A 23,147-nucleotide genomic window follows, 5' to 3' on the forward strand; every position below is an offset into this window, starting at 1 on the left:
CGTGGCCTTCACGTGCACCAGCCCGTCCACCGGGCCCGCACCCGCACCCGGGCCGGCGGCCTTCGCCGCGCCCTTGCGCGCCGTGCTCTTGCGCGGGGCCGCAGCGGCCTTCGCGGCGCCCTTCCTCGCAGCCGCAGCCGTGCTCTTCTTGCCCGACACGTCCTTGGCCGCGCCGGCGGACTCCGTGGGCGCCGACTTCTTCTCGGCGGTCTTCTTCGCCACCATGCCGCGGCCCCTTCACATATCGTGAGCTTGCACGCGAATCGTGCTGACGATAAATCGACTCCAGCGCCGCGGCAACGGGGCACGCCGCCGCCGGGACCCGCCCCCGGACACGCCCGGCCGGGTCTGCCTCCCTTGTGCCCAGCCCGCCGCCGGGTAATCCCGCCCGGCCGGGGCCGCCGGAAGCCCCCGCAGGCGCGTCGGGCCATTCGGGGGAGGTCCGGTGTCCCCCGCGCGCCCCCCGCGCCCCGCCCCCGCAAACCGGTCTGCCGAGCCGCCCCGCGGCCCTTACACTGGGCCCAGCGAAAGGCATGGATGGGGACGAGTAGCGTCGGACGCAGCCAGGAGCGACCCGGGGACGGTGAGAGCCCGGGGGCGAGCGCGATGCGAAGGATCACCCCGGAGCCGCCGGAAGAAAGCCCGCACGGGGCCCGCAGGTTCCCGTACGGCGAGTAGAACCGGCTTCGCGCCCCAATGAGGGGGCCACCGGGCGCGCACGCGCCCCGGCGGCCAAGGAGGGTGGTACCGCGGGAGCTGCGCGCTCTCGTCCCTCCGGACGGAGACGACAGCCCGCCGGAGGAAGAGTTCAGCCTCATGACCACACCGCCGCAGTACCGCCCGGTCCCCGCCCAGGTCGACCTGCCCGCCCTGGAGCACGCCGTTCTGGAGTTCTGGCAGGAGAGCAAGACCTTCGCCAAGACCCTGGAGCAGTCCGAGGGCCGCCCGGAGTGGGTCTTCTACGAGGGCCCCCCGACCGCCAACGGCATGCCCGGCGCGCACCACATCGAGGCCCGCGTCTTCAAGGACGTCTTCCCCCGCTTCCGCACCATGCGCGGCTACCACGTGGCCCGCAAGGCCGGCTGGGACTGCCACGGCCTGCCCGTCGAGCTCGCCGTCGAGAAGGAGCTCGGCTTCAACGGCAAGCAGGACATCGAGGCGTACGGCATCGCCGAGTTCAACGCCAAGTGCCGCGAGTCCGTGACCCGCCACACCGACGCCTTCGCCGAGCTCACCACCCGCATGGGCTACTGGGTGGACCTGGACGACGCGTACCGGACCATGGACCCGGAGTACGTCGAGTCCGTCTGGTGGTCGCTGAAGGAGATCTTCAACAAGGGCCTGCTGGTCCAGGACCACCGCGTCGCCCCCTGGTGCCCGCGCTGCGGCACCGGCCTCTCGGACCACGAGCTGGCCCAGGGCTACGAGACGGTCGTCGACCCGTCCGTCTACGTCCGCTTCCCGCTGGTCTCCGGCCCGCTCGCCGGCGAGGCCGCCCTGGTCGTGTGGACCACCACCCCCTGGACCCTGGTCTCGAACACCGCGGTGGCCGCCCACCCGGACGTGACCTACGTGGTCGCCCGCCGTACCGGCGACGAGGACTCCGAGAAGCTCGTCGTCGCCCGGCCGCTGCTGGAGAAGGCCCTCGGCGAGGGCTGGGAGGCCACCGGTCAGACCTTCACCGGCAAGGAGATGGAGCGCTGGGCCTACCAGCGCCCCTTCGAGCTGGTCGAGTTCCCCGAGACCGCCCACTACGTGGTCAACGCCGAGTACGTCACCACCGAGGACGGCACCGGTCTGGTCCACCAGGCCCCGGCCTTCGGCGCCGACGACCTCGCGGTCTGCCGCGCGTACGGCCTGCCCGTCGTGAACCCGGTCCGCCCCGACGGCACCTTCGAGGAGGAGGTGCCCCTGGTCGGCGGCGTCTTCTTCAAGAAGGCCGACGAGAAGCTGACCGCGGACCTCGACTCCCGCGGCCTGCTGTTCAAGCACATCTCGTACGAGCACAGCTACCCGCACTGCTGGCGCTGCCACACGGCGCTGCTCTACTACGCGCAGCCCTCCTGGTACATCCGCACCACCGCCGTCAAGGACGCGATGCTGCGGGAGAACGAGAAGACGAACTGGTTCCCGGACTCGGTCAAGCAGGGCCGCTTCGGCGACTGGCTGAACAACAACATCGACTGGGCGCTCTCCCGCAACCGCTACTGGGGCACCCCGCTGCCGATCTGGCGCTGCGAGGAGGGCCACCTCACCTGCGTCGGCTCCCGCGCCGAGCTCTCCGAGCTGTCCGGTCAGGACCACTCGGCCCTGGACCCGCACCGCCCGTACATCGACGACGTGACCTTCACCTGCACCGCCGAGGGCTGCTCCCTGGAGGCGGTCCGGGTGCCCGAGGTCATCGACGCCTGGTACGACTCGGGCTCCATGCCGTTCGCGCAGTGGGGCTACCCGTACAAGAACAAGGAGATCTTCGAGAAGCGCTACCCGGCGCAGTTCATCTCGGAGGCGATCGACCAGACCCGCGGCTGGTTCTACACGCTGATGGCGGTCGGCACCCTGGTCTTCGACAAGTCCTCGTACGAGAACGTGGTCTGCCTGGGCCACATCCTCGCCGAGGACGGCCGCAAGATGTCCAAGCACCTGGGCAACATCCTGCAGCCCATCCCGCTCATGGACCAGCACGGCGCGGACGCGGTCCGCTGGTTCATGGCGGCCGGCGGCTCCCCCTGGGCGGCCCGCCGCGTCGGCCACGGCACCATCCAGGAAGTGGTCCGCAAGACCCTCCTCACGTACTGGAACACGGTCGCCTTCCAGGCCCTGTACGCCCGGACCTCCCAGTGGGCCCCGAGCGCCGCGGACCCGGCGCCGGCGGACCGCACGGTCCTCGACCGCTGGCTGCTCTCCGAGCTGCACGCGCTCGTCGGCCAGGTCACCGAGGCCATGGAGGCGTACGACACCCAGCGCGCCGGCAAGCTCCTGTCGGCGTTCGTCGACGACCTCTCGAACTGGTACGTCCGCCGCTCGCGCCGCCGCTTCTGGCAGGGCGACAAGGCCGCGCTGCGCACGCTGCACGACGTGGTCGAGACGGTCACGCGGCTGATGGCCCCGCTGACCCCGTTCATCACCGAGCGGGTCTGGCAGGACATGATCGTGCCGGTCACCCCGGAGGCCCCGGAGTCGGTCCACCTGTCCACCTGGCCGGAGGCCGACACGGCGGCCGTGGACCCGGTGCTGTCCCAGCAGATGGTGCTGGTACGGCGGCTGGTCGAGCTGGGCCGCGCCACCCGCGCGGAGTCCGGCGTCAAGACCCGCCAGCCGCTGTCGCGCGCGCTGGTCGCGGCCGCGGGCTTCGAGGCGCTCTCCCCCGAGCTGCACGCCCAGATCACGGAGGAGCTGAACGTCTCCTCGCTGGCCTCGCTGTCCGAGGTGGGCGGCTCGCTGGTGGACACCACCGCCAAGGCGAACTTCCGGGCCCTGGGCAAGCGCTTCGGCAAGGGCGTCCAGGACGTGGCGAAGGCGGTGGCCGCGGCCGATGCCGCCGCCCTGTCCCAGGCGCTGCGCGCCGGCAACGCGAGCGTGACGGTCGACGGCGAGGAGGTGGCCCTCTCCCCGGAGGAGGTCATCATCACGGAGACCCCGCGCGAGGGCTGGTCCGTGGCCTCGGACTCCGGCGCGACGGTGGCCCTCGACCTGGAGATCACCCCCGAGCTGCGGCTGGCGGGCCTGGCGCGTGACGCGATCCGCCTGATCCAGGAGGCCCGGAAGAACTCCGGCCTCGACGTGGCCGACCGGATCGCCCTGCGGTGGTCCTCCTCGGACGCGGAGGTCTCGCGGGCCCTCACGGACCACGCGGCGCTCATCGCGGACGAGGTCCTCGCGACGGACTACGCGTCCGGCGAGGCGGACGGTACGTACGGCGAGGCCTTCACGGACGCCCCCCTGTCCCTGACCTTCCGCCTCCGCAAGGCGTAACCCTCCCCCACCCGAAGCGGCGCCCCCTCCGGGGGGCGCCGCCCCCTTTTCCCCCCGCGCCGCGGGGCCACATCAAGCCCCGCCGGCGATTGAGGCGCGGGGGCACGGGGGCGGAGCCCCCGGACACGCGGCGGGGCGGGTAGCCGAAAGGGCCGGGCCCTGGATCCCGTGAGGGGTCCAGGGCCCGGCCCTGACAAGCCTGCCGACGGCTACGCGCTCACCGCGCGCCCCGTCAGTTGTCGTCCTCGTCGATCAGGAAGCCCCGCATCGGCGACGGCGCCTGCTGCATCGGCTGCGGCGCAGCCGGCCGCACCGGAGCCATCGGCTGGGTCATCGCCGGCGACATCTGCTGCTGCCCGCCGTAGGACGGCGCGCCGCCCATCGGGGACGGGGCACCCATCGGCGACGGTCCGCCCATGCCCATGGAGCCGGCCGGAGCCATCGACGGCGCCGGGGACGGCGGCAGCGAGGCGGTCGCGGGGGTCCGCGGCGGCGCGAGCGAGTCGTCGGCCTGGGTCTCCAGCTGGCGCAGCTGCGACTCCAGGTAGGACTTCAGACGCGTACGGTACTCGCGCTCGAAGCCCCGCAGGTCCTCGACCTTGCGCTCCAGCGTGGCGCGGGCGGACTCCAGGGAGCCCATCGCGACGCGGTGCTTCTCCTGCGCGTCCCGCTCCAGCGCGTCGGCCTTGGCGCGGGCGTCCCGCTCCAGGCCCTCGGCGCGCGAGCGCGCCTCGCCGACGATCTTGTTGGCCTCGGAACGGGCCTCCGCGATCGCCTGGTCGGCGGTCTGCTGCGCGAGCGAGAGGACACGCGCGGCGCTGTCGCCGCCGGGGCCCTGACCGCCCTGCGGAAGCTGCGGCGGCTGGTGGCCCATCGGCTGCTGCATCGGAGGCTGCTGCATGGGGGGCTGCTGCATCGGCTGACCCATGGGCTGGCCCATCGGGTTCTGGCCGCCCATGGACGGCTGGCCGCCCATCGGGTGCTGCATCGGGCCGCCCATGGGGCCGCCCATCGGGCCGGGACCCTGGGGACCGTGTCCGCCGGGGCCGGGCGGAAGCTGCGGGGCGCCGCCCGGCAGCTGGGGCGGGCCCATCTGCGGGGGCTGCTGCTGGACCGGCGGGCCGGATATGGCGGCGGGCACGGGCGCGCCGGGGCCGGCCGGGCCGCGCTGGTCCTGCGGTTCCGGCTTGCGCATGTTCTGCTGCTGCTGGTTCTGCGCGGCGGCACGCGTGGCGGCGGCCAGCTTCGCCCGCAGGTCCTCGTTCTCGCGCAGCAGGCGGGTCAGTTCGGCCTCGACCTCGTCGAGAAAGGCATCGACCTCGTCCTCGTCATAGCCTTCTCGGAGGCGGACGGTCGTGAACTGCTTGTTCCGCACGTCCTCGGGGGTCAGCGGCATGTCTTCTTCACCTCTACGTAGTCGTCGGCAGTCGGCAAGACCGTATCGTCCGCGCTCATCCTCACCTCGGTCATCTCGCGAAGCCGCTCACGATGGAGATCAGGATGTAGACGATGATCATCAGAACGAAGAAGGACAGGTCGAGTGCCACGCCCCCGAGACGCAACGGCGGAATGAACCGCCGAAGAAGCTTGAGCGGTGGATCGGTGACAGTGTAGGTGGCCTCCAGAACGACCACCATCGCCTTGCCGGGTTCCCATGAACGTGCGAACTGGAAGACGTAGTCCATCACCAGCCGGAAGATCAGCACGATGAGGAAGCACATCAGCACGATGTAGACCACCTGCAGTGCGACGCCCATCCCGCGCTTCCCTCTCCCCTGCTCTCGCCGCCCGGCCGAGGTCGGCCGGGCCGTTCTTTCCCGGTGTCCTTCCGGCCCCGAGGCCGGAAACCTGTCTAGCTCTGGTTGAAGAACCCGCCCTCTGCAATACGGGCCTTGTCCTCCGCCGTGACATCGACGTTAGCAGGAGACAGCAGGAACACCTTCTGAGTCACGCGTTCAATGCTGCCATGCAGGCCGAAGACGAGACCGGCCGCAAAGTCGACAAGTCGCTTCGCATCCGTGTCGTCCATCTCGGTCAGATTCATGATCACGGGGGTGCCCTCGCGGAAGTGTTCCCCGATGGTACGGGCCTCGTTGTAGGTCCGGGGGTGCAGCGTCGTGATGCGGTACGGCTCCCGCTCGGACACGACCTTGGGCATGATCACGGGGGCGTTCTTCTCCAGGCTCGGTCGTTCAGGTGTGATGGATGCCACGGGGGCGATTCGCGCCGGACGTCCGCTTTCCACCGGTACGGAGACCGGTTCGCGGGGTGCCGGCGGCTGGACGGCTCGTACCGGTTCGTCCTGTTGTGCGGGCTGATGCGGAGGCTGGTGCCGCCGGCGGTCCCGTTCCGGTTCGGGCTCGGGCTCGAACTCGTCGTCGGGGTCGAACCCCGGACCGTCGTATCCATCGTCCTCCACGAGGCCGAGGTAGACGGCCATCTTGCGCATCGCGCCGGCCATGCTCTGAGTCCTCCCGCTCTGTGGTGGATCGGCCTGCCGCCAGTGTCACTTTTGTCACCAAGGCGCCAAGTGCCCGCGATCCACGTGGTCTGCCCGCCGATCAGTGGGATTGACCATATTTTCTGCTGTGGTCCGACTTGCTTGGCGACGTTACCCGAGGCGGGGTCGGTCTCCGAGTACCGCAGTACCGACGCGCACATGTGTCGCCCCGGCCGCCACGGCCCGTTCGAGGTCACCGCTCATGCCCGCCGAGACCATCGTGGCAGTCGGATGAGCGGTGCGCAGGCGTGATGACAATTCCATCAGCTGCTCGAACGCGGCCTGTTCGCGTCCGGCGTAGGGGCCGGACAACGGAGCCACCGTCATGAGCCCGTCGAGGCGCAGTCCCGGAGCATCCGTCACGAGCCGTGCCAGCTCGTCGATCTGGTCGGGGGCGGCGCCGCCGCGCGCCCCCCGGGTCCCGCTCTCCGCGTCCAGCGCCACCTGGATCAGGCAGCCGAGCTCCCGGCCGGCCCGCTCGGCCGCTCCGGAGAGGGCGGTGACGAGCTTCGGGCGGTCCACGGATTGCACGACATGCGCATATCCGGCCACGGAACGGACCTTGTTCGTCTGCAACTGACCGACGAAGTGCCAGGTCAGCGGCAGATCCGCGCAGGCCGCGGCCTTGGGGGCGGCGTCCTGGTCCTTGTTCTCCGCCACATGACGGACGCCCAGCTCCGCCAGCAGCCGTACGTCACTTGCGGGGTAGGTCTTGGTGACGACGATGAGCGTCACCTCTTCCCGCTTGCGTCCGGCGGCCGAGCAGGCGGACGAGATGCGCTCCTCCACCCGCGCCAGGTTCGCGGCGAGCTCCGACTTACGGTCCGTCATCTAACTGTCCAACCAGACATATCCGGCAAGCCGCCCGGTGACCCGGTCGCGGCGGTACGAGAAGTGGTCGCGGGATTCGAGGGTGCAGTGCGGGGACCGCTGCCGGTCCGCCACCCCCAGGGCCGCCAGCTGCGCGTGCACCCCGGCGACCACGTCCACGGCGGGGGTTCCCCAGCTGGTCTCCGCGTAGGCCTCGGGCACCGCGGCCGCGACCTCGTCCCGCATCGCGGCCGGGACTTCGTAGCAGCGGCCGCAGACGGCGGGGCCGGTACGGGCGGTGATCCGGGCCGGGTCGGCGCCCAGGGCGGTCATCGCCTCGACGGCGGCCGGCACCACTCCCGCCACCAGCCCGGGCCGCCCCGCGTGGGCGGCGGCCGCCACCCCGGCGACGGGGTCGGCCAGCAGGACGGGGGTGCAGTCGGCGGTGAGGACGGCGAGGGCCAGTCCGCGGCGGGCGGTGACCACCGCGTCCACGGAGGGGACCGGCGCACCTTCGCCCCAGGGCCCGTCGACCACGGCCACCTCGCGGCCGTGCACCTGGTTCATCCAGACCACGAGCCCGGGGTCGAGGCCGAGGGACTGCGCCGCCCGCGTCCGGTTGGCCAGGACGGCGGCGGGGTCGTCCCCGACGGCGCCGCCGAGATTGAGCTCCTCGTACGGAACGGCGCTCACCCCGCCCCACCGGTCGGTGAAGGCGAAGTGGGCGCCGTTCGCGGTGTGCTGCTCGCTTATCACTTCAAGAAGTCCGGGACATCCAGCTCTTCGGCGGGGCTGTCCTGGTAGGGACGGGCCGTCGGGACCTGGGGGGCCGGGGCCACGGGGACCACCGGCACCTCGGCGACGGGGGCCGGCTCGACCGGGACCGGGGGCTCCTCGCGCGGGGTGACCGAGCCGAGTCCGCCGAAGGCGGGCCGCGGGGGCTCGGGGGCGCGGACCGGGGCCGGGGGCTCCTCGCGCTTGGTGGAGGCGGCGCCGATCACGTTGTCCCGGCGGGCCGGCGGCTGTCCGCCGTCGAAGCCGGCCGCGATGACGGTGACCCGCACCTCGTCGCCCAGGGCGTCGTCGATGACGGCGCCGAAGATGATGTTCGCCTCGGGGTGGGCGGCCTCGCTGACCAGCTGGGCGGCCTCGTTGATCTCGAAGAGTCCGAGGTCGGAGCCGCCGGAGATGGAGAGGAGGACTCCGCGGGCGCCGTCGATGGACGCCTCCAGCAGCGGGGAGGAGATCGCCATCTCCGCGGCGGCCACCGCGCGGTCGTCGCCGCGGGCCGAGCCGATGCCCATGAGGGCCGACCCGGCCTCGGACATCACGGACTTGACGTCGGCGAAGTCGAGGTTGATCAGGCCCGGGGTGGTGATGAGGTCGGTGATGCCCTGGACGCCGGACAGCAGGACCTGGTCGGCCGACTTGAAGGCGTCGAGCACGCTGACCTGGCGGTCCGAGATGGACAGCAGCCGGTCGTTCGGGATGACGATGAGGGTGTCGACCTCTTCGCGGAGCTCGGCGATGCCGTCCTCCGCCTGGTTCGCGCGGCGGCGGCCCTCGAACGTGAACGGGCGGGTGACCACGCCGATCGTCAGGGCGCCGAGCGAGCGGGCGATGTTCGCGACGACGGGCGCGCCGCCGGTACCGGTGCCGCCGCCCTCGCCGGCGGTCACGAAGACCATGTCGGCCCCCTTGAGGACCTCCTCGATCTCCTCGCGGTGGTCTTCTGCCGCCTTGCGGCCGACTGCCGGGTTGGCCCCGGCGCCGAGGCCGCGGGTCAGTTCGCGGCCGACGTCGAGCTTGACGTCGGCGTCGCTCATCAACAGCGCCTGCGCGTCCGTGTTGATGGCGATGAACTCGACGCCCTTGAGACCGACCTCGATCATCCGGTTGATGGCATTGACACCACCGCCGCCGACACCGATGACCTTGATGACTGCGAGGTAGTTCTGCGGTGCTGCCACGTCGAAGGCCTCTCGCCTCGAGTTACGTGTCGCCGCCTCGCAGGCTTGCGGTGCGACGACTGATGCCGAAAACGGGGGCGGTCCGACAGCGCGGCTGCCGACCCGAACCCTAACCCTTAAGTTTAGGGTTAACTGTGTGTCTGTTCCTTGGACTCTTCCGAACAGGACACTAAGTCGACAAGCGGCGCGCGTTCAACGAACACGCCGAACCTCCCGTTTTTCTTTTCACCCTATGTGATCACCCGGATCGCTGGCCAACCAGGGTGCGCCGCTGTTCGACCTCGCGTCAACTCCCGGAGACCGCGGGGGCGGTGGGAGCGCTCACGTCGAACTCTGCCGCACCCGGTGCCGCCTTCATCAGAGCGGTCAGCGCACGCGCCTTGGACTCCCCCTGTTCGGAGCTCCCCCATACGACCGAACGGCCGCCGGTCAACTCCAGTACGACGGAATCGTACGAGCGGACCCGCATCCTCCGGGTGTCCGCGGCCACCGCGCGCGGGAGGTCGCCGGCGATCCCCACCGCCTCGTGCAGCAGCCGGTCCTCGCCGAAGCGGCGCAGGCTCGGCGACTCCCTTGCGTCCAGCAGGAGTTCGGGAACTCCCGCCGGGGCCTTGGGCACCGTGGCGAATCGCACACCCTCGGCGTCGACTTCCACGTATTCGCCGCCCTTTCTGACGAGCAGGACCGGTTTGCGCTCGGTGACCTTCAGCCCGATGCCGTGCGGCCAGGCGCGGACCACGTCCACCGTGTCGATGCGGGGCAGCGCTCCGCGCACCCGGCCCTCGATCTCCTCGGTGTCCACGCTCGCCAGCGGGGCGCCGAGCGGAACGGCCGCGGCCGCGGCCACCTGCGCGGTGGTCAGCACTTCGGTCCCGGTGACGCCGATGTGCTCGACGCGCAGCCAGTCGGACCCGTAGAGCACCCAGGCGCCGCCGCCCGCGAGCAGGGCGGCGGCGGCCAGGGCGGCGACCAGGGCGATTCGGCGGGACCGGGCTCCTCTCCGGCGGCCGGGAGCGGGCGGCTCGGGAGTCCTGCCCGCCGCCTTGGTGCCACCGCGGTGCGCGGTCGTGGGTCCGGCCACTCCTGTCGCCTCCTGCGTTCGTGCTTCCGCGGCTCGGGCGTCAGCGGTTCCTGTGCTCGGCGATCGCCTCGTACACCATGCCGACCAGCAGCTCGTCGGCGTCCCGGCGGCCGAACTCGGCGGCGGCACGGGACATCTCGTACAGCCGGTGCGGGTCCGAGAGCACCGGGAGGACCTGGCTCTGGACCCATTCCGGGGTGAGCTCCGCGTCGTCGACGAGCAGGCCGCCGCCGGCCTTGACCACCGGCTGGGCGTTGAGCCGCTGCTCCCCGTTGCCGATCGGCAGCGGGACGTAGGCGGCGGGGAGCCCGACGGCGGAGAGTTCGGCGACGGTCATCGCGCCCGCCCGGCACAGCATCATGTCGGCGGCGGCGTACGCGAGGTCCATCCGGTCCACGTACGGTACCGGGACGTACGGCGGCATCCCGGGCATGTTGTCGACACGCGGCAGTTCGTTCTTGGGGCCGACCGCGTGCAGGATCTGGATGCCCGAGCGCTGGAGGGCCGGGGCGATCTGCTGGACGACCTCGTTGAGGCGGCGGGCGCCCTGCGAGCCGCCGGAGACCAGGAGGGTCGGCAGGTTCGGGTCGAGGCCGAAGGCGGCGCGGGCTTCGGGGCGGGACGCGGCGCGGTCGAGCGTGGCGATGGAGCGGCGCAGCGGGATGCCCACGTAACGGGCCCCGCGCAGCTTGCTGTCGGGGGTGGAGACCGCGACGGCGGCGGCGTAGCGGGAGCCGATCTTGTTGGCGAGGCCGGGCCGGGCGTTGGCCTCGTGCACGATGATCGGGACGCCGAGCCGCTTGGCGGCGAGGTAGCCGGGCAGGGCCACGTAGCCGCCGAAGCCGACGACGCAGTCGGCCTTGGTGCGCAGCAGGATCTCCTCTGCGGCCTTGATGGTGCCGCGGAGCCGTCCGGGAACGGTGATCAGCTCGGGGGTGGGCTTGCGGGGCAACGGCACGGCGGGGATGAGCCCGAGTTCGTAGCCGCGTTCGGGCACCAGGCGGGTTTCAAGGCCGCGTTCCGTGCCGAGGGCCGTGATGCCCACGGTCGGGTCCTGCCTGCGCAGGGCGTCCGCAAGGGCGAGCGCCGGCTCGATGTGGCCGGCGGTCCCCCCACCGGCGAGTACGACATGCACCGAAATTCACCGCTCTCCGGACGGACGCTTCTTGACGCGCCGTCTCATCGACTTCCATCTCAGCCCGGTCCGCCGCCAGCCGGTCTTCGGCTGTCGCATCGCGAGGGCCGCGCGCGCGGCGGGCTCCTCGCGCGCGAAGGCGATGAGCAGTCCGACCGCGAACATGGTCGGCAGCAGGGCCGACCCTCCGTAGGAGAACAGCGGGAGCGGGACTCCGGCGATCGGCAGCAGACCGAGCACCGCACCGATGTTGATCACGGCCTGGGCCGTGATCCAGGTGGTCACGCCTCCCGCGGCATACCTGACGAAGGAGTCCTCCGTGCGTCCGGCCACGCGGATACCCGCATAGCCTAGAGCCGCGAACAGGGCGAGCACCGACAGCGTCCCCGCCAGGCCCAGTTCCTCCCCGGTGATGGCGAAGATGAAGTCGGTGTGGGCTTCGGGCAGTTGTCCCCATTTTTCCACACTCGCACCGAGGCCCGAGCCGAACCAGCCGCCGGAGGCCAGGGCGAAGATCCCGTGAACGGCCTGGTAGCAGTCGGGGCCGCCCTCGGGTCCGATGTCGGTGGCGCCGATGCAGGCGAGCCGCTCCATGCGGTGCGGGCTGGTCTTGATGAGCACGGCGACGATGAGTCCGGCGGCGGCCAGCACGCCGACGAAGAGCCGGGTCGGGGCGCCGGCCACCCACAGCAGTCCGAAGAGGATGGCCGTGAAGATGATGGCGGTGCCCATGTCCCCGCCGAGCATGATCAGCCCGAGCAGCAGGAAGGCGACCGGGACCAGCGGCACCAGCAGGTGCTTCCACTGGCTCAGGAGCTGCTTCTCGCCCTTGCGGGCCAGCAGGTCCGCCCCCCACAGGATGAGGGCCAGCTTGCCGAACTCGCTGGGCTGGAGCATGAACGGGCCGCCCAGGGAGATCCAGTTCTGGTTCCCGTTGATGGCGACCCCTATCCCGGGGATCTGCACCAGCACCATCAGGAAGACGGTGCCGGCGAGCGCCGGGTAGGCCAGCGCCCGGTGCAGCTTCACGGGCATCCGGGAGGCGGCGAGCAGGAGCCCGGTGCCGAGGGCCGCCGCGAAGAACTGCTTCTGGAAGAAGTACGAGGCGGACAGGCCCAGCTGGAGCGCTTTGATCATCGACGCGGAGTACACCATGATCAGGCCGAGCACGGTGATCAGCAGACCGCTGCCGAAGATCAGGTAGTACGCGGTGAGCGGCCGGTCCCAGGTCCGGCGCAACTGCCGGTAGGTGCGCCGGATCCGCTCGACGGGACCGCGGCCGGACGGGCCCGGCCGCGAGGACCTCGGGGACCTCGCGGGCCGCTTGCGCCCCTGGGCCTTCGGTACGGACGGCCGCCGCCCTGCGCCCACCGCCACGCGCTGCATGTCTGTTCCCCTCCACTCGTACGAGCAGCCGGCACGGACAGACCCTGCCCCTGACCTAGGCGCTCTCGGCGGCCAGTTCGCGTACGGCCTCGGCGAAGGCGTCGCCGCGCCGGCCGTAGTTCACGAACATGTCCATCGAGGCGCAGGCGGGGGCCAGCAGGACCGTGTCGCCGGGCTCTGCGAGCCGGGCCGCTTCCCGGACCGCCGCAAGCATCGCCCCAGTGTCGGTCCGGTCGAGGTCGACCACCGGGACTTCCGGGGCGTGTCGCGCGAGCGCTTCGCGGATCAGGGCCCGGTCCGCGCCGATCAGCACCGCGCCGCGCAGCCGCTTGGCGGAGTTGGCGACCAGCTCGTCGAAGGTGGCGCCCTTGGCGAGCCCGCCGGCGATCCAGACCACGGGCTCGTACGCGGCGAGGGAGGCTTCGGCCGCGTGGGTGTTGGTGGCCTTGGAGTCGTCCACGTACGCGACGCCGGCGACATCGGCCACGTGCGCGATGCGGTGCGCGTCGGGGCGGAAGTCGCGCAGTCCGTCGCGGACCGCGCGCGGCTCCACGCCGAAGGCGCGGGCCAGGGCGGCCGCGGCGAGGGCGTTGGCGATGTTGTGCGGGGCCGGGGGGTGGACGTCGGAGACCTCGGCGAGCTCCTGGGCGTTCTTCTGCCGGTTCTCGACGAAGGCGCGGTCCACGAGGATGCCGTCGACGACGCCGAGCATGGAGGGGCCCGGGGCGCCGAGGGTGAAGCCGATGGCGCGGCAGCCCTCGACCACGTCGGCCTCGACGACCAGGTCCTCGGTGGCCTTGTCCGCCACGTTGTAGACGCAGGCGACGGTGTTGCCCTCGTAGATGCGGCCCTTGTCGGCGGCGTACGCCTCCATGGAGCCGTGCCAGTCGAGGTGGTCGGGGGCGAGGTTCAGCACGGCCGCGGAGTGGGCGCGCACCGAGGGGGCCCAGTGCAGCTGGTAGCTGGAGAGCTCGACGGCGAGCACGTCGAGGTCGCGGTACTCGGGGTCGGTGCCGAGGACCACGTCCACGATCGGGGTGCCGATGTTGCCGACGGCGGCGGTGCGCAGTCCGGCGGCCCGCAGGATCGAGGCGAGCATCTGGGTGGTCGTGGTCTTGCCGTTGGTGCCGGTGACCGCGAGCCACGGCGGGGCGTCGGGGCCGCGCAGCCGCCAGGCGATCTCCACGTCGCCGACCACGTCCACCCCGGCGGCCGCGGCCGCGGTGAAGAGCGGGCCGCCGGGCTTCCAGCCGGGCGAGGTGACCACGAGTTCGGTGCCCTCGGGCAGGGTCTCGGCGTCGCCGAGGCGCACCTGGATGCCCGCTCCGGCCAGTTCGGCGGCGCGTTCCCGCAGGGCTTCGCCGTCCCCGGCGTCGACCACGGTCACGCGGGCGCCGAGGCCGGCCAGGGCGCGGGCGGCGCTGATGCCGCTCACGCCGAGGCCGGCGACGGTGATGTTCATGCCCTGCCAGGAGGTCACTTCTCTGCTGCCCATCCTGCGTAGAAGAGGCCGAGGCCGACGATGACGCACATGCCCTGGATGATCCAGAACCGGACCACGACGAGGACTTCGGACCAGCCCTTGAGTTCGAAGTGGTGCTGGAGCGGTGCCATCCGGAAGACCCGCTTGCCGGTGAGGCGGAAGGAGCCGACCTGGATGACCACGGACATCGTGATGAGGACGAACAGGCCGCCGAGGAGGGCGAGGAGCAGCTCGGTGCGGGAGCAGATCGCCAGACCCGCGAGCGCGCCGCCGAGTGCGAGGGAACCGGTGTCGCCCATGAAGATCTTGGCGGGCGAGGTGTTCCACCACAGGAAGCCGAAGCAGGCGCCCATGAGGGCGGAGGCGACGACGGCGAGGTCCAGCGGGTCGCGCACCTCGAAGCAGGCGGCCGGGTTGGTCAGGGTCTCCGCGTTGGCGCAGGACTCCTGGTACTGCCAGACGCCGATGAACGTGTAGGCGCCGAAGACCATGACCGAGGCGCCGGTCGCGAGGCCGTCGAGGCCGTCGGTGAGGTTCACGCCGTTCGACATGGCGAGGATCATGAACAGCGCCCAGACCACGAACAGGACGGGGCCGATGGCCCAGCCGAAGTCCGTCACGAAGGACAGCTTCGTGGACGCCGGGGCGAGCCCGCGGGAGTCGGAGAACTGGAGCGCGAGCACTGCGAAGGCGATGCCGACGATCAGCTGGCCGGCCATCTTCGCCTTGGCGCGCAGGCCGAGCGAACGCTGCTTGACGATCTTGATGTAGTCGTCGAGGAAGCCCACCAGGCCCATGCCGGCCATGAGGAAGAGCACCAGCAGGCCGGAGAACGTCGGCTCGCTGGAGGTGATCACCTTCGTCAGGGCGTACGCGATGAGCGTCGCCAGGATGAAGGAGATGCCGCCCATGGTGGGCGTGCCCTTCTTGCCGGCGTGGCCGCGGGGGCCGTCGTCCCGGATGAACTGGCCGTAGCCCTTGCGGGCCAGCAGCTTGATGAGCAGGGGGGTGCCGATGACGGTGAGGAACATACCGATGACACCCGCGAACAGGATCTGCCTCATCGGCCGGCGACCTCGCCCTCGGCAGCGCCGTCGAGCAGCGCCTGTGCGACCCGCTCCAGACCGGCCGACCTGGAAGCCTTCACCAGCACGACGTCTCCCGGGCGCAGTTCACTGCGCAACAGGTCGACCGCCGCCTGCGCGTCGGACACGAGCACCGACTCCTCACCCCACGAACCCTCGTTATATGCGCCCAGTTGCAGCCAGGACGCTTCCCGGCCCCCGACTGCCACGAGCTTGCTCACGTTGAGCCGGACGACAAGCCGTCCGACCGCGTCGTGTTCGGCGAGCGAATCGTCACCGAGCTCGGCCATGGGACCGAGCACCGCCCACGTGCGCCCCCCCTGCGCCTTGGTGGCGCCGCCCATGGCGACCAGCGCGCGCAGCGCCGCCCGCATGGACTCGGGGTTCGCGTTGTAGGCGTCGTTGACGACCGTCACGCCGTCCGCGCGCTCGGTGACCTCCATGCGCCACTTCGAGAGCGTGCCCGCCTGCGAGAGCGCGACCGCGATCTCCTGGGCGGACATGCCCACGACATGGGCCACGGCGGCCGCGGCGAGCGCGTTCGACACGTGGTGCTCACCGTACAGCCGCAAGGTCACCTCGCTGCACCCGGTGGGTGTGTGGAGCGTGAAGCAGGGCTGTCCCTGGGGGTTCAGGCGGACCTCGGTGGCGCGCACGTCGGCGTCCTCGGCCTCGCCGAAGAGCACCGTACGGGCCTTCGTACGGGCGGACATGGCGCGGACCAGGAGGTCGTCGGCGTTGAGGACGGCGACTCCGCCCTCGGCCTCGGAGGGGAGGGCCTCGACCAGCTCGCCCTTGGCCACGGCGATGGCCTCGCGGCCGCCGAACTCGCCGATGTGGGCGGTGCCCACGTTCAGGACGAGGCCGATGCGGGGCGGGGTCAGCCCGGCCAGGTAGCGGATGTGGCCGATCCCGCGGGCGCCCATCTCCAGCACCAGGTGCCGGGTTTCGGCGGTCGCGCGCAGGGTCGTGATCGGCAGGCCGATCTCGTTGTTCAGGTTGCCCGGCGTCCACACGGTGGGCGCGTGGTGCTGGAGCACCTGGGCGATCAGGTCCTTGGTGGAGGTCTTGCCGGCCGAGCCGGTCAGGGCCACCACGTCGGCGCCGACCCGGGCCACGACGGCGCCGGCCAGGGCGCCGAGGGCCGCGACCACGTCGGGGACCACGATCGCGGGCACCCCGACCGGGCGGGTGGCCAGGACGGCGGCGGCCCCGGCGGCGACCGCGCGCTCGGCGTAGTCGTGGCCGTCGACGTGCTCGCCCGCGAACGCGGCGAACAGGCTGCCCGGTTCGACCTCGCGGGAGTCGTAGACGACGGTCCCCGTCACCTGCGCGGACGGATCCGGTATGTCGTGGAGCTGCCCGCCGGTGATGTCGGCGATCTCGGCGAGGGAGAGGGCGATCACTGTTTCACCTCGGCCTGTCGGGTGTGCGCGCGCCGCTCCTCGATGGCGGCCCGCAGCACCTGGCGGTCGTCGAAGGGGCGGACCACGCCTGCGGTGTCCTGGCCCTGTTCGTGGCCCTTGCCGGCCACGAGGACGGTGTCGCCGGGCTGGGCGCGGGCCACGGCGGCCGCGATGGCGGCGGCCCGGTCGGGGTCGACGAGCACGTCCCCGCGCTCGCCGGCGGGCACCGAGACGGCGCCCTCGAACATCGCGGCGAGGATCGCGAGCGGGTCCTCGGAGCGCGGGTTGTCGGAGGTCAGCACGGCCGTGTCGGCGAGCCGGGCGGCGGCGGCGCCCATCGGGCCCCGCTTGGTCTGGTCGCGGTCGCCGCCGCAGCCGATGACGATGTGCAGCCTGCCCTCGGTGACCTCGCGCAGGGCGCGCAGGACCGATTCGACGGCGTCCGTCTTGTGCGCGTAGTCCACCACGGCCAGGTAGGGCTGGCCGGCGTCGACCCGCTCCAGGCGGCCGGGGACCCCGGGGACCGCGGCGACCCCGTCGGCGGCCGTCTGCGGGTCGATCCCGGCGGCGGCGAGGGTCACGATGGCGGCGACGGTGTTGGCGACGTTGAACGGCCCGGGCAGCGGGGCGGTGGCCCGTACGCGCTGTCCCTCGGGGCCGAGCAGGGTGAGGGTGGAGCCGACCGGTCCGGACACCACGTCCTCGGCCCGCCAGTCGGCGGCCGGGTCCCCGGCGGCGGAGAAGGTCACCACCGGGACGGTGGCCTCCTTGGCCAGCCGGCGGCCGTACTCGTCGTCGAGGTTGACCACGCCCAGGCGGCTGCGGCGCTCGGTGAACAGGTTCGCCTTGGCCTGGTAGTAGTCCTCCATGCCGGAGTGGAACTCCATGTGCTCCGGGCTGAGGTTGTTGAAGACGGCGACGTCGAAGACGCAGCCGTCGACGCGGCCGAGCACCAGGGCGTGGCTGGAGACCTCCATCGCGACGGCCTCGACCCCGCGCTCGTGCATGACCGCGAAGAGCGCCTGGAGGTCGGTGGCCTCGGGGGTGGTCCGCTCCGACTTGATGCGCTCGTCGCCGATGCGCATCTCGACGGTGCCGACCAGTCCGGTGCTGCGGCCGGCCCCGCGCAGCCCGCCCTCGACCAGGTAGGCCGTGGTGGTCTTGCCGGAGGTGCCGGTGATGCCGATCTGGAGGAGTTCGCGGCCCGGGTGCCGGTAGATCGCGGCGGCGAGCTCGCCCATCCGGCCGCGCGGGTCGGGGACCACGAGCACGGGCAGCCCGGTGGCGGCGGCCCGCTCGGCCCCGTCGGGGTCGGTCAGCACGGCCGCGGCTCCGAGGCCGGCGGCCTGGGCGGCGAAGTCGGCGCCGTGCACGCGGGCGCCGGGCAGGGCCGCGTACACGTCGCCGGGACGCACGGCCCGGGAGTCGTGCGTGATGCCGGAGATCTCCGCCTGGGCGGCTTCCGGAACGTCTGCTCCCAGCAGCGCGGCCAGCTCGCCCAGCGGGGTCGGGCGCAGCGTGGCGGGCCTGGGCGCGCCCGGCGGCACTGCCGGGGCGTCTTTCTGGGCGGTTCTGGGCTGATCAGCGTGGGGCACGGCGGTGAGCGTACCGGGCGCACCGGGCCCGCCGGGAATCGAGGGGCCCGGGGCGCGGTGGTTCCCGGGGTCCTGGGTGATCGTCGTCACGGTGGTGCCTTACGGGGTGAAGGTGACCGGCAGACCTGCGGGAGGGGCGCCGGTGGGGGCGATCGACAAGGTCTTGAGCGCGAACTCCATGACCTTCTTGTAGATGGGGCCGCAGATCTGGCCGCCGAAGTAGCTGCCCCGGGTGGGGTTCTGGATGGCGCAGTAGACGGTGAGCCGGGGGGCGTCCGCAGGTGCGAACCCGGCGAAGGAGGCGGTGTAGCCCTTGTAGCGGCCGGTGGCCGGATCCACCCGGTTGGACGTTCCGGTCTTGCCGCCGACGCGGTAGCCGGGGATGCGTGCCCTGGTGCCGGTTCCCTCCTGGTCGTCGACGACGGATTCGAGCATCTCGGCGAGGCTCTTGGCGGTCTCCTCGCTGATCACGCGGGTGCGGGCGGGTGCGGAGGCCGGGGTGAAGCGGCCGTCGGGGCCCTTGCTGCCGCGGACCAGGGTGGGTTCGATGCGGACCCCGCCGTTGGCGATGGTCGAGTACACGGAGGCCGCCTGCATGGCGTTGACCGACAGGCCCTGGCCGAAGGGGATCGTGTACTGCTGCGAGGTGGACCAGTCGCGGGGCTTGGCGAGGATGCCGCGGGACTCGCCCGGGTAGTCGAGGCCGGTGGGCTGTCCGAGGCCGAATTTGGTCAGGTACGAGTACAGGACGTCGTTGGCGTCGGACTGGGTCTTGCCGAGCCGGCCGGTGGCCAGGATGGTGCCGATGTTGCTGGACTTGGCGAGCACCCCGTTGAGGGTGAGGTACCAGGTGGGGTGGTCGATGTCGTCCTTGAAGAGCCGGTCGCCCCGGTGCAGGCGGTTGGGGACGGTGACGTGGGTGAGCGGTCCGGCGGCCTTCTCCTCCAGTACGGCGGCCATGGAGACGACCTTCGCGGTGGAGCCGGGCTCGTACACGTCCTGGAGGGCGGCGTTGCCCATGGCCGCCGAGCGGGCCTTGCTGAGGTCGTTCGGGTCGAAGCCCGGGGCGTTGGCCATGGCCAGGACCTCGCCGGTGCGGGTGTCCTGGACCACGACGTAGCCGCGGTCGGCCGCGGACTTGCGCACCTGTTCGGTGATGGCGTTCTGGGCGGCCCACTGGATGTCGCGGTCGATGGTGAGCTCGATGTCGGAGCCGGGCACGGCGGGCTTCTCGTGGGAGCCCGCGGTGGGCACCCGGCGGCCGCCGGCCTGGGCGTAGCGCAGTTCGCCGTCCTGACCGGCGAGCTTGCGGTCGAGGGCGGACTCCAGCCCGCCGGCGCCCTTGCCCTCGGAGTTGACGTATCCGATTATCCCGGCGGCCAGGTCCCCGTTGGGGTACACCCGCTTGCTGCTGGGCTCCTGGAAGATGCCGGCCAGGACGTTGGCCCCGGGGCCGCCGCGGCGCTTGTCGGCCTGCGCCTTCTCCGCGAAGGCCTTCTTCAGGTCCTTGATCTGGTTCCAGACCTGCGGGGTCTGGCGGCGGGCCAGGACCACGTACTTGGTGTTCGGGGTCTTGAACCGGGCGGTGAGCTCCTTGGGGTCCTTCCCGAGGAGCGGTCCGAGGAGGGCCGCGGCCTGCTCGGGCGCGTCCAGGGCCTTGCTCTCCTTGGCCGTGAACATGGTGGGGTCGGCGGTGATGTCGTACGCGTCGACGCTGGTGGCGAGTGCGATGCCGGACCGGTCGGTGATCTGGCCGCGCTCGGCGGCGAGCGTGTACTTGGCGTACCGGTTCTTCTGCGCCTGGGCGGTGAACTCGGAGGCGTCCACGGCCTGCACCTGGAGCAGCCGCACGGTGAACGCGAGCAGGACCAGGGTGAGCCCGATGCCGACCAGGCGGAGCCGGGGCTTGGGGCTGCCGAGGCGGATCGTGTGGCCGCGGGCGGCCGCCGGGCGGGTCCGGGCCGAGGAGCGGGAGGCGGGCCGGGTGGCGGGCCGCGGGCGGTCCGTGGTGCGCGGCCGGCCGGGGCCGGGCACCCGGCGCCGCGGGGGTTCCTGCGGGCTCACGGCGCCTCCCCGGGGATCGGGGGGCGGGCGGCGGGGCGGCCCTTGCCGCGGGCCGGTTCCAGGGCGGTCACAGCGTCACCTGCCGGGGGTCGGGGTGGGCTTCGCGTCGGGGTCGGGGAGGCCGGCGGGGCCGGCCGGGCGCGGGTCGGCGCCGGAGGCGGGGCCCGCGTCGGGGCCGGAGCCGGGGACGGCCTCGAAGGGGGCCGCGTTGCGCGGGTCGGGGCCGGCGGCGGCCGGGTCCGCTCCGGAGGCGGGGCCGGTGCCCGGGCCGGTGCCGGGTGCCGGGCCGGCACCGGGTCCCGGGGCGCCGGGCGCGCCGGGGTCGGGGGCGGTGCCCGCACCTGCGGTCGCGGCCGGGTTCGCGGCCGGGCCGGTGCCGGGGACGGCGGCGGCGGGCGGTGCGGTGGCCGGGGTGGGCGAGGGGGCGGCGGCCGTGCTCGGCACGCCGTTGACCTTGCCGTCGGCCCCGAGGAAGACCGGGCTGCCGCCGGGCACCATGCCCAGCTCGCGGGCCCGGCGCTCCAGGGCGTCGGGCGCCGAGAAGGCGTCCACGTCCTTCTGGAGCGCCTGCTGCTCGTCGGTGAGCGCGGTGGTCTCCTTCTTCAGCCTGCTGAGCTGGAAGGAGCCCTCGTTGAGGGCCGAGTTCAGCAGGAGCAGCGTGATCAGGCCGCCGCCGAGGAGGACGACGACCAGCAGCACGAAGGGCGTCCGGGCCGGGCCGGAGGCCCCGCCGGGACCGCCGGGCCGGATCCTGAGCGATCCCCCCAGCAGTCCGCCCCGGCCGCGCGCCGGCCCGGCCGCCCTGCTCACGCCGCCCCCTCGCGCTCCGGTCCCGCCGCTCCGCTCACAGCTCCTCCTCGCGGATCCTCTGCACCCCGCGCAGCCGGGCGGGGGCGGCCCGCCGGTTCTCGGCGACCTCCTCCTCCGTGGGCAGCTCGGCGCCGCGGGTCAGCAGTTTCAGCTTGGGCTGGTACTTCTCCGGCACCACCGGCAGGCCGGGCGGCGCGGTGCTCGTGGCCCCCGCCGCGAAGACCGTCTTGACCAGCCGGTCCTCCAGCGAGTGGTACGACAGCACGGCGATCCGGCCGCCCACGGCCAGGACCTGCACGGCCGCCGGGACGGCCCGCTCCAGGACCGTCAGTTCTCCGTTGACCTCGATGCGCAGGGCCTGGAAGGTGCGCTTGGCCGGGTTGCCGCCGGTGCGCTTCGCGGCCTGCGGCAGGGCGTCGCGGATCAGCTCGACCAGCCGGGCGCTGTTGGTGAAGGGCTCCTTCTCGCGCTCCCGGACGATCGCCGAGACGATCCGCTTGGCCTGCTTCTCCTCGCCGTACGCGCGCAGGATCCGCACCAGTTCGCCGGGCGGGTAGGTGTTGAGCACCTCGGCGGCGCTGATGCCGGTGGTCTGGTCCATGCGCATGTCCAGCGGGGCGTCCTGCGCGTACGCGAAGCCGCGGTCGGCCTCGTCGAGCTGCATGGAGGAGACGCCGAGGTCGAACAGGATGCCGTCCACCTTGGGCACGCCCAGCCGGGCGAGGACCTCGGGCAGTTCGTCGTACACGGCGTGCACCAGGGTGGCGCGGTCGCCGAAGCGGGCCAGCCGCTCGCCGGAGAGCCGCAGGGCCTCCTTGTCGCGGTCGAGGGCGATCAGCCGCACCTCGGGGAAGCGGGTCAGCAGGGCCTCGCTGTGGCCGCCGAGACCGAGGGTGCAGTCGACGACGACGGCCCCGGGCCTCTCCAGCGCGGGGGCCAACATGTCCAGGCACCGCTGGAGCATCACCGGGACGTGTCGGGTCTCGCTCATGCGCCCTCTCAGACAGTGGCGCGACCTGCGATACGCGCCGCGCACGCGGGAATTTTCGGGCCGGGAGCGGGGCGGACCCCTGGCGCCGGCCGGTTCGCGCCACTTTAGTCCACCGGTCGGCTCGGTCAACGAACCGGCCCGCGTGCCGTGCGGGCCGCTCGTACGGAACCGGCAAAAGGCCCGTTCCACCCGGTTGGGGGCATCCCGCCACGCTTGTGGGTGAGCTCACCACAACACAGCGTGGCCGTCTTTGTCCGTCCTCTCCTCTGCCGCGCCCGCGTCTGAGCACTAACGTCGTAGACATGACGACTTCCGCATCCCTGCCCGCCGTCCCCGCGTCCGCACTCGCGGGCGGTTCGGTCACCGACCGGCTCGTCGAGGCCAACCGCCGCTACGCCCGGCAGTTCTCCGACCCGGGCATGGACGCCCGTCCCGTCCTGCACGTTGCCGTCGTGGCCTGCATGGACGCCCGAATAGACCTCCACGCCGCCCTCGGCCTCCAGCTCGGCGACTGCCACACCATCCGCAACGCGGGCGGGGTGGTCACCGACGACACCATCCGCTCCCTCACGATCAGCCAGCGCGCGCTGGGCACCCGCGCCGTGGTCCTGATCCACCACACCGGCTGCGGTCTGGAGTCCCTCACCGAGGACTTCCGCCACGAGCTGGAGGACGAGGTCGGCCAGCGCCCCGCCTGGGCGGTGGAGGCCTTCCGCGACGTCGACCAGGACGTGCGCCAGTCCATGCAGCGGGTCCGCACCTCCCCCTTCCTGCTCCACCGGGACGACGTGCGAGGCTTCGTCTTCGACGTGACCACCGGACTGCTGCGCGAGATCGATCCCGTCTCGTGAGTGAC

The 23,147-nt window shown here is 72.4% G+C and carries 18 protein-coding genes and 1 pseudogene; 2 read left to right on the forward strand and 17 right to left on the reverse strand.

The features are described from left to right. Window positions 1-225, reverse strand: a pseudogene (locus ACZ407_RS29540) (hypothetical protein); the annotation flags it as partial. A gap of 591 nt (window positions 226-816) precedes the next feature. Here ACZ407_RS29540 and ileS point away from each other — a divergent pair. Continuing rightward, a complete protein-coding gene (ileS, locus tag ACZ407_RS29545) occupies window positions 817-3,975 on the forward strand; it encodes an isoleucine--tRNA ligase (RefSeq protein WP_468133566.1) in 3,159 nt (1,052 codons plus the stop codon). Between the two features lie 232 nt (window positions 3,976-4,207). On the opposite strand, the gene ACZ407_RS29550 is transcribed toward ileS, so the two are convergent. From ACZ407_RS29550 to rsmH, 16 genes are all read right to left on the reverse strand, one after another. Beyond that, entirely contained in the window at window positions 4,208-5,371 is a 1,164-nt protein-coding gene (locus ACZ407_RS29550; protein WP_468133568.1) for a DivIVA domain-containing protein, read from the reverse strand. A 70-nt stretch (window positions 5,372-5,441) separates the two neighbouring features. Continuing rightward, window positions 5,442-5,732: a YggT family protein gene (locus ACZ407_RS29555; protein ID WP_468133570.1), complete on the reverse strand. Its 291-nt coding sequence runs from the start codon at window positions 5,730-5,732 to the stop codon at window positions 5,442-5,444. Window positions 5,733-5,827: 95 nt separating this feature from the next. Next, window positions 5,828-6,436 (reverse strand): cell division protein SepF, encoded by a 609-nt coding sequence (locus tag ACZ407_RS29560; protein ID WP_468133572.1) that lies wholly within the window; start codon window positions 6,434-6,436, stop codon window positions 5,828-5,830. Between the two features lie 150 nt (window positions 6,437-6,586). Next, entirely contained in the window at window positions 6,587-7,306 is a 720-nt protein-coding gene (locus tag ACZ407_RS29565) for a YggS family pyridoxal phosphate-dependent enzyme (RefSeq protein WP_468133574.1), read from the reverse strand. After that, complete coding sequence (pgeF, locus tag ACZ407_RS29570; RefSeq protein ID WP_468133576.1) at window positions 7,307-8,041, reverse strand: peptidoglycan editing factor PgeF; 735 nt, start codon at window positions 8,039-8,041, stop codon at window positions 7,307-7,309. Then, entirely contained in the window at window positions 8,038-9,255 is a 1,218-nt protein-coding gene (ftsZ, locus tag ACZ407_RS29575) for a cell division protein FtsZ (RefSeq protein ID WP_468133578.1), read from the reverse strand. Before ftsZ ends, pgeF begins: the two co-directional genes overlap by 4 nt. 286 nt (window positions 9,256-9,541) lie before the next feature. Continuing rightward, window positions 9,542-10,336, reverse strand: a complete 795-nt coding sequence (locus ACZ407_RS29580) for a cell division protein FtsQ/DivIB (protein ID WP_468133580.1) — start codon at window positions 10,334-10,336, stop codon at window positions 9,542-9,544. A gap of 40 nt (window positions 10,337-10,376) precedes the next feature. Beyond that, complete coding sequence (gene murG, locus ACZ407_RS29585) at window positions 10,377-11,471, reverse strand: undecaprenyldiphospho-muramoylpentapeptide beta-N-acetylglucosaminyltransferase (protein WP_468133582.1); 1,095 nt, start codon at window positions 11,469-11,471, stop codon at window positions 10,377-10,379. Between the two features lie 6 nt (window positions 11,472-11,477). Next, window positions 11,478-12,857 carry a putative lipid II flippase FtsW gene (gene ftsW, locus ACZ407_RS29590; RefSeq protein ID WP_468133584.1) on the reverse strand — a complete coding sequence of 460 codons (1,380 nt, stop codon included), beginning with the start codon at window positions 12,855-12,857 and terminating at the stop codon, window positions 11,478-11,480. 55 nt (window positions 12,858-12,912) lie between these two features. Continuing rightward, a complete protein-coding gene (gene murD, locus ACZ407_RS29595) occupies window positions 12,913-14,352 on the reverse strand; it encodes a UDP-N-acetylmuramoyl-L-alanine--D-glutamate ligase (RefSeq protein ID WP_468133586.1) in 1,440 nt (479 codons plus the stop codon). After that, the gene (mraY, locus tag ACZ407_RS29600; protein ID WP_468133588.1) at window positions 14,334-15,404 is read right to left on the reverse strand and encodes a phospho-N-acetylmuramoyl-pentapeptide-transferase; all 1,071 of its coding nucleotides are present in this window, start codon (window positions 15,402-15,404) and stop codon (window positions 14,334-14,336) included. Before mraY ends, murD begins: the two co-directional genes overlap by 19 nt. Beyond that, a complete protein-coding gene (locus ACZ407_RS29605) occupies window positions 15,401-16,831 on the reverse strand; it encodes a UDP-N-acetylmuramoyl-tripeptide--D-alanyl-D-alanine ligase (protein WP_468133590.1) in 1,431 nt (476 codons plus the stop codon). The genes mraY and ACZ407_RS29605 overlap by 4 nt, the downstream gene beginning before the upstream one ends. After that, window positions 16,828-18,516: a UDP-N-acetylmuramoyl-L-alanyl-D-glutamate--2,6-diaminopimelate ligase gene (locus tag ACZ407_RS29610; RefSeq protein ID WP_468133592.1), complete on the reverse strand. Its 1,689-nt coding sequence runs from the start codon at window positions 18,514-18,516 to the stop codon at window positions 16,828-16,830. Before ACZ407_RS29610 ends, ACZ407_RS29605 begins: the two co-directional genes overlap by 4 nt. A 9-nt stretch (window positions 18,517-18,525) precedes the next feature. Next, a complete protein-coding gene (locus ACZ407_RS29615; RefSeq protein WP_468133594.1) occupies window positions 18,526-20,490 on the reverse strand; it encodes a peptidoglycan D,D-transpeptidase FtsI family protein in 1,965 nt (654 codons plus the stop codon). 75 nt (window positions 20,491-20,565) lie between these two features. Continuing rightward, window positions 20,566-21,300, reverse strand: a complete 735-nt coding sequence (gene ftsL, locus ACZ407_RS29620) for a cell division protein FtsL (protein ID WP_468133596.1) — start codon at window positions 21,298-21,300, stop codon at window positions 20,566-20,568. A gap of 34 nt (window positions 21,301-21,334) precedes the next feature. Further along, the gene (gene rsmH, locus ACZ407_RS29625; RefSeq protein WP_468133598.1) at window positions 21,335-22,291 is read right to left on the reverse strand and encodes a 16S rRNA (cytosine(1402)-N(4))-methyltransferase RsmH; all 957 of its coding nucleotides are present in this window, start codon (window positions 22,289-22,291) and stop codon (window positions 21,335-21,337) included. 302 nt (window positions 22,292-22,593) lie between these two features. Here rsmH and ACZ407_RS29630 point away from each other — a divergent pair, with 302 nt between their 5' ends. Beyond that, a complete protein-coding gene (locus tag ACZ407_RS29630; RefSeq protein ID WP_468133600.1) occupies window positions 22,594-23,142 on the forward strand; it encodes a beta-class carbonic anhydrase in 549 nt (182 codons plus the stop codon). The last annotated feature ends 5 nt before the right edge of the window (window positions 23,143-23,147 follow it).

This window comes from Streptomyces sp. NPDC030809, from assembly GCF_055572195.1.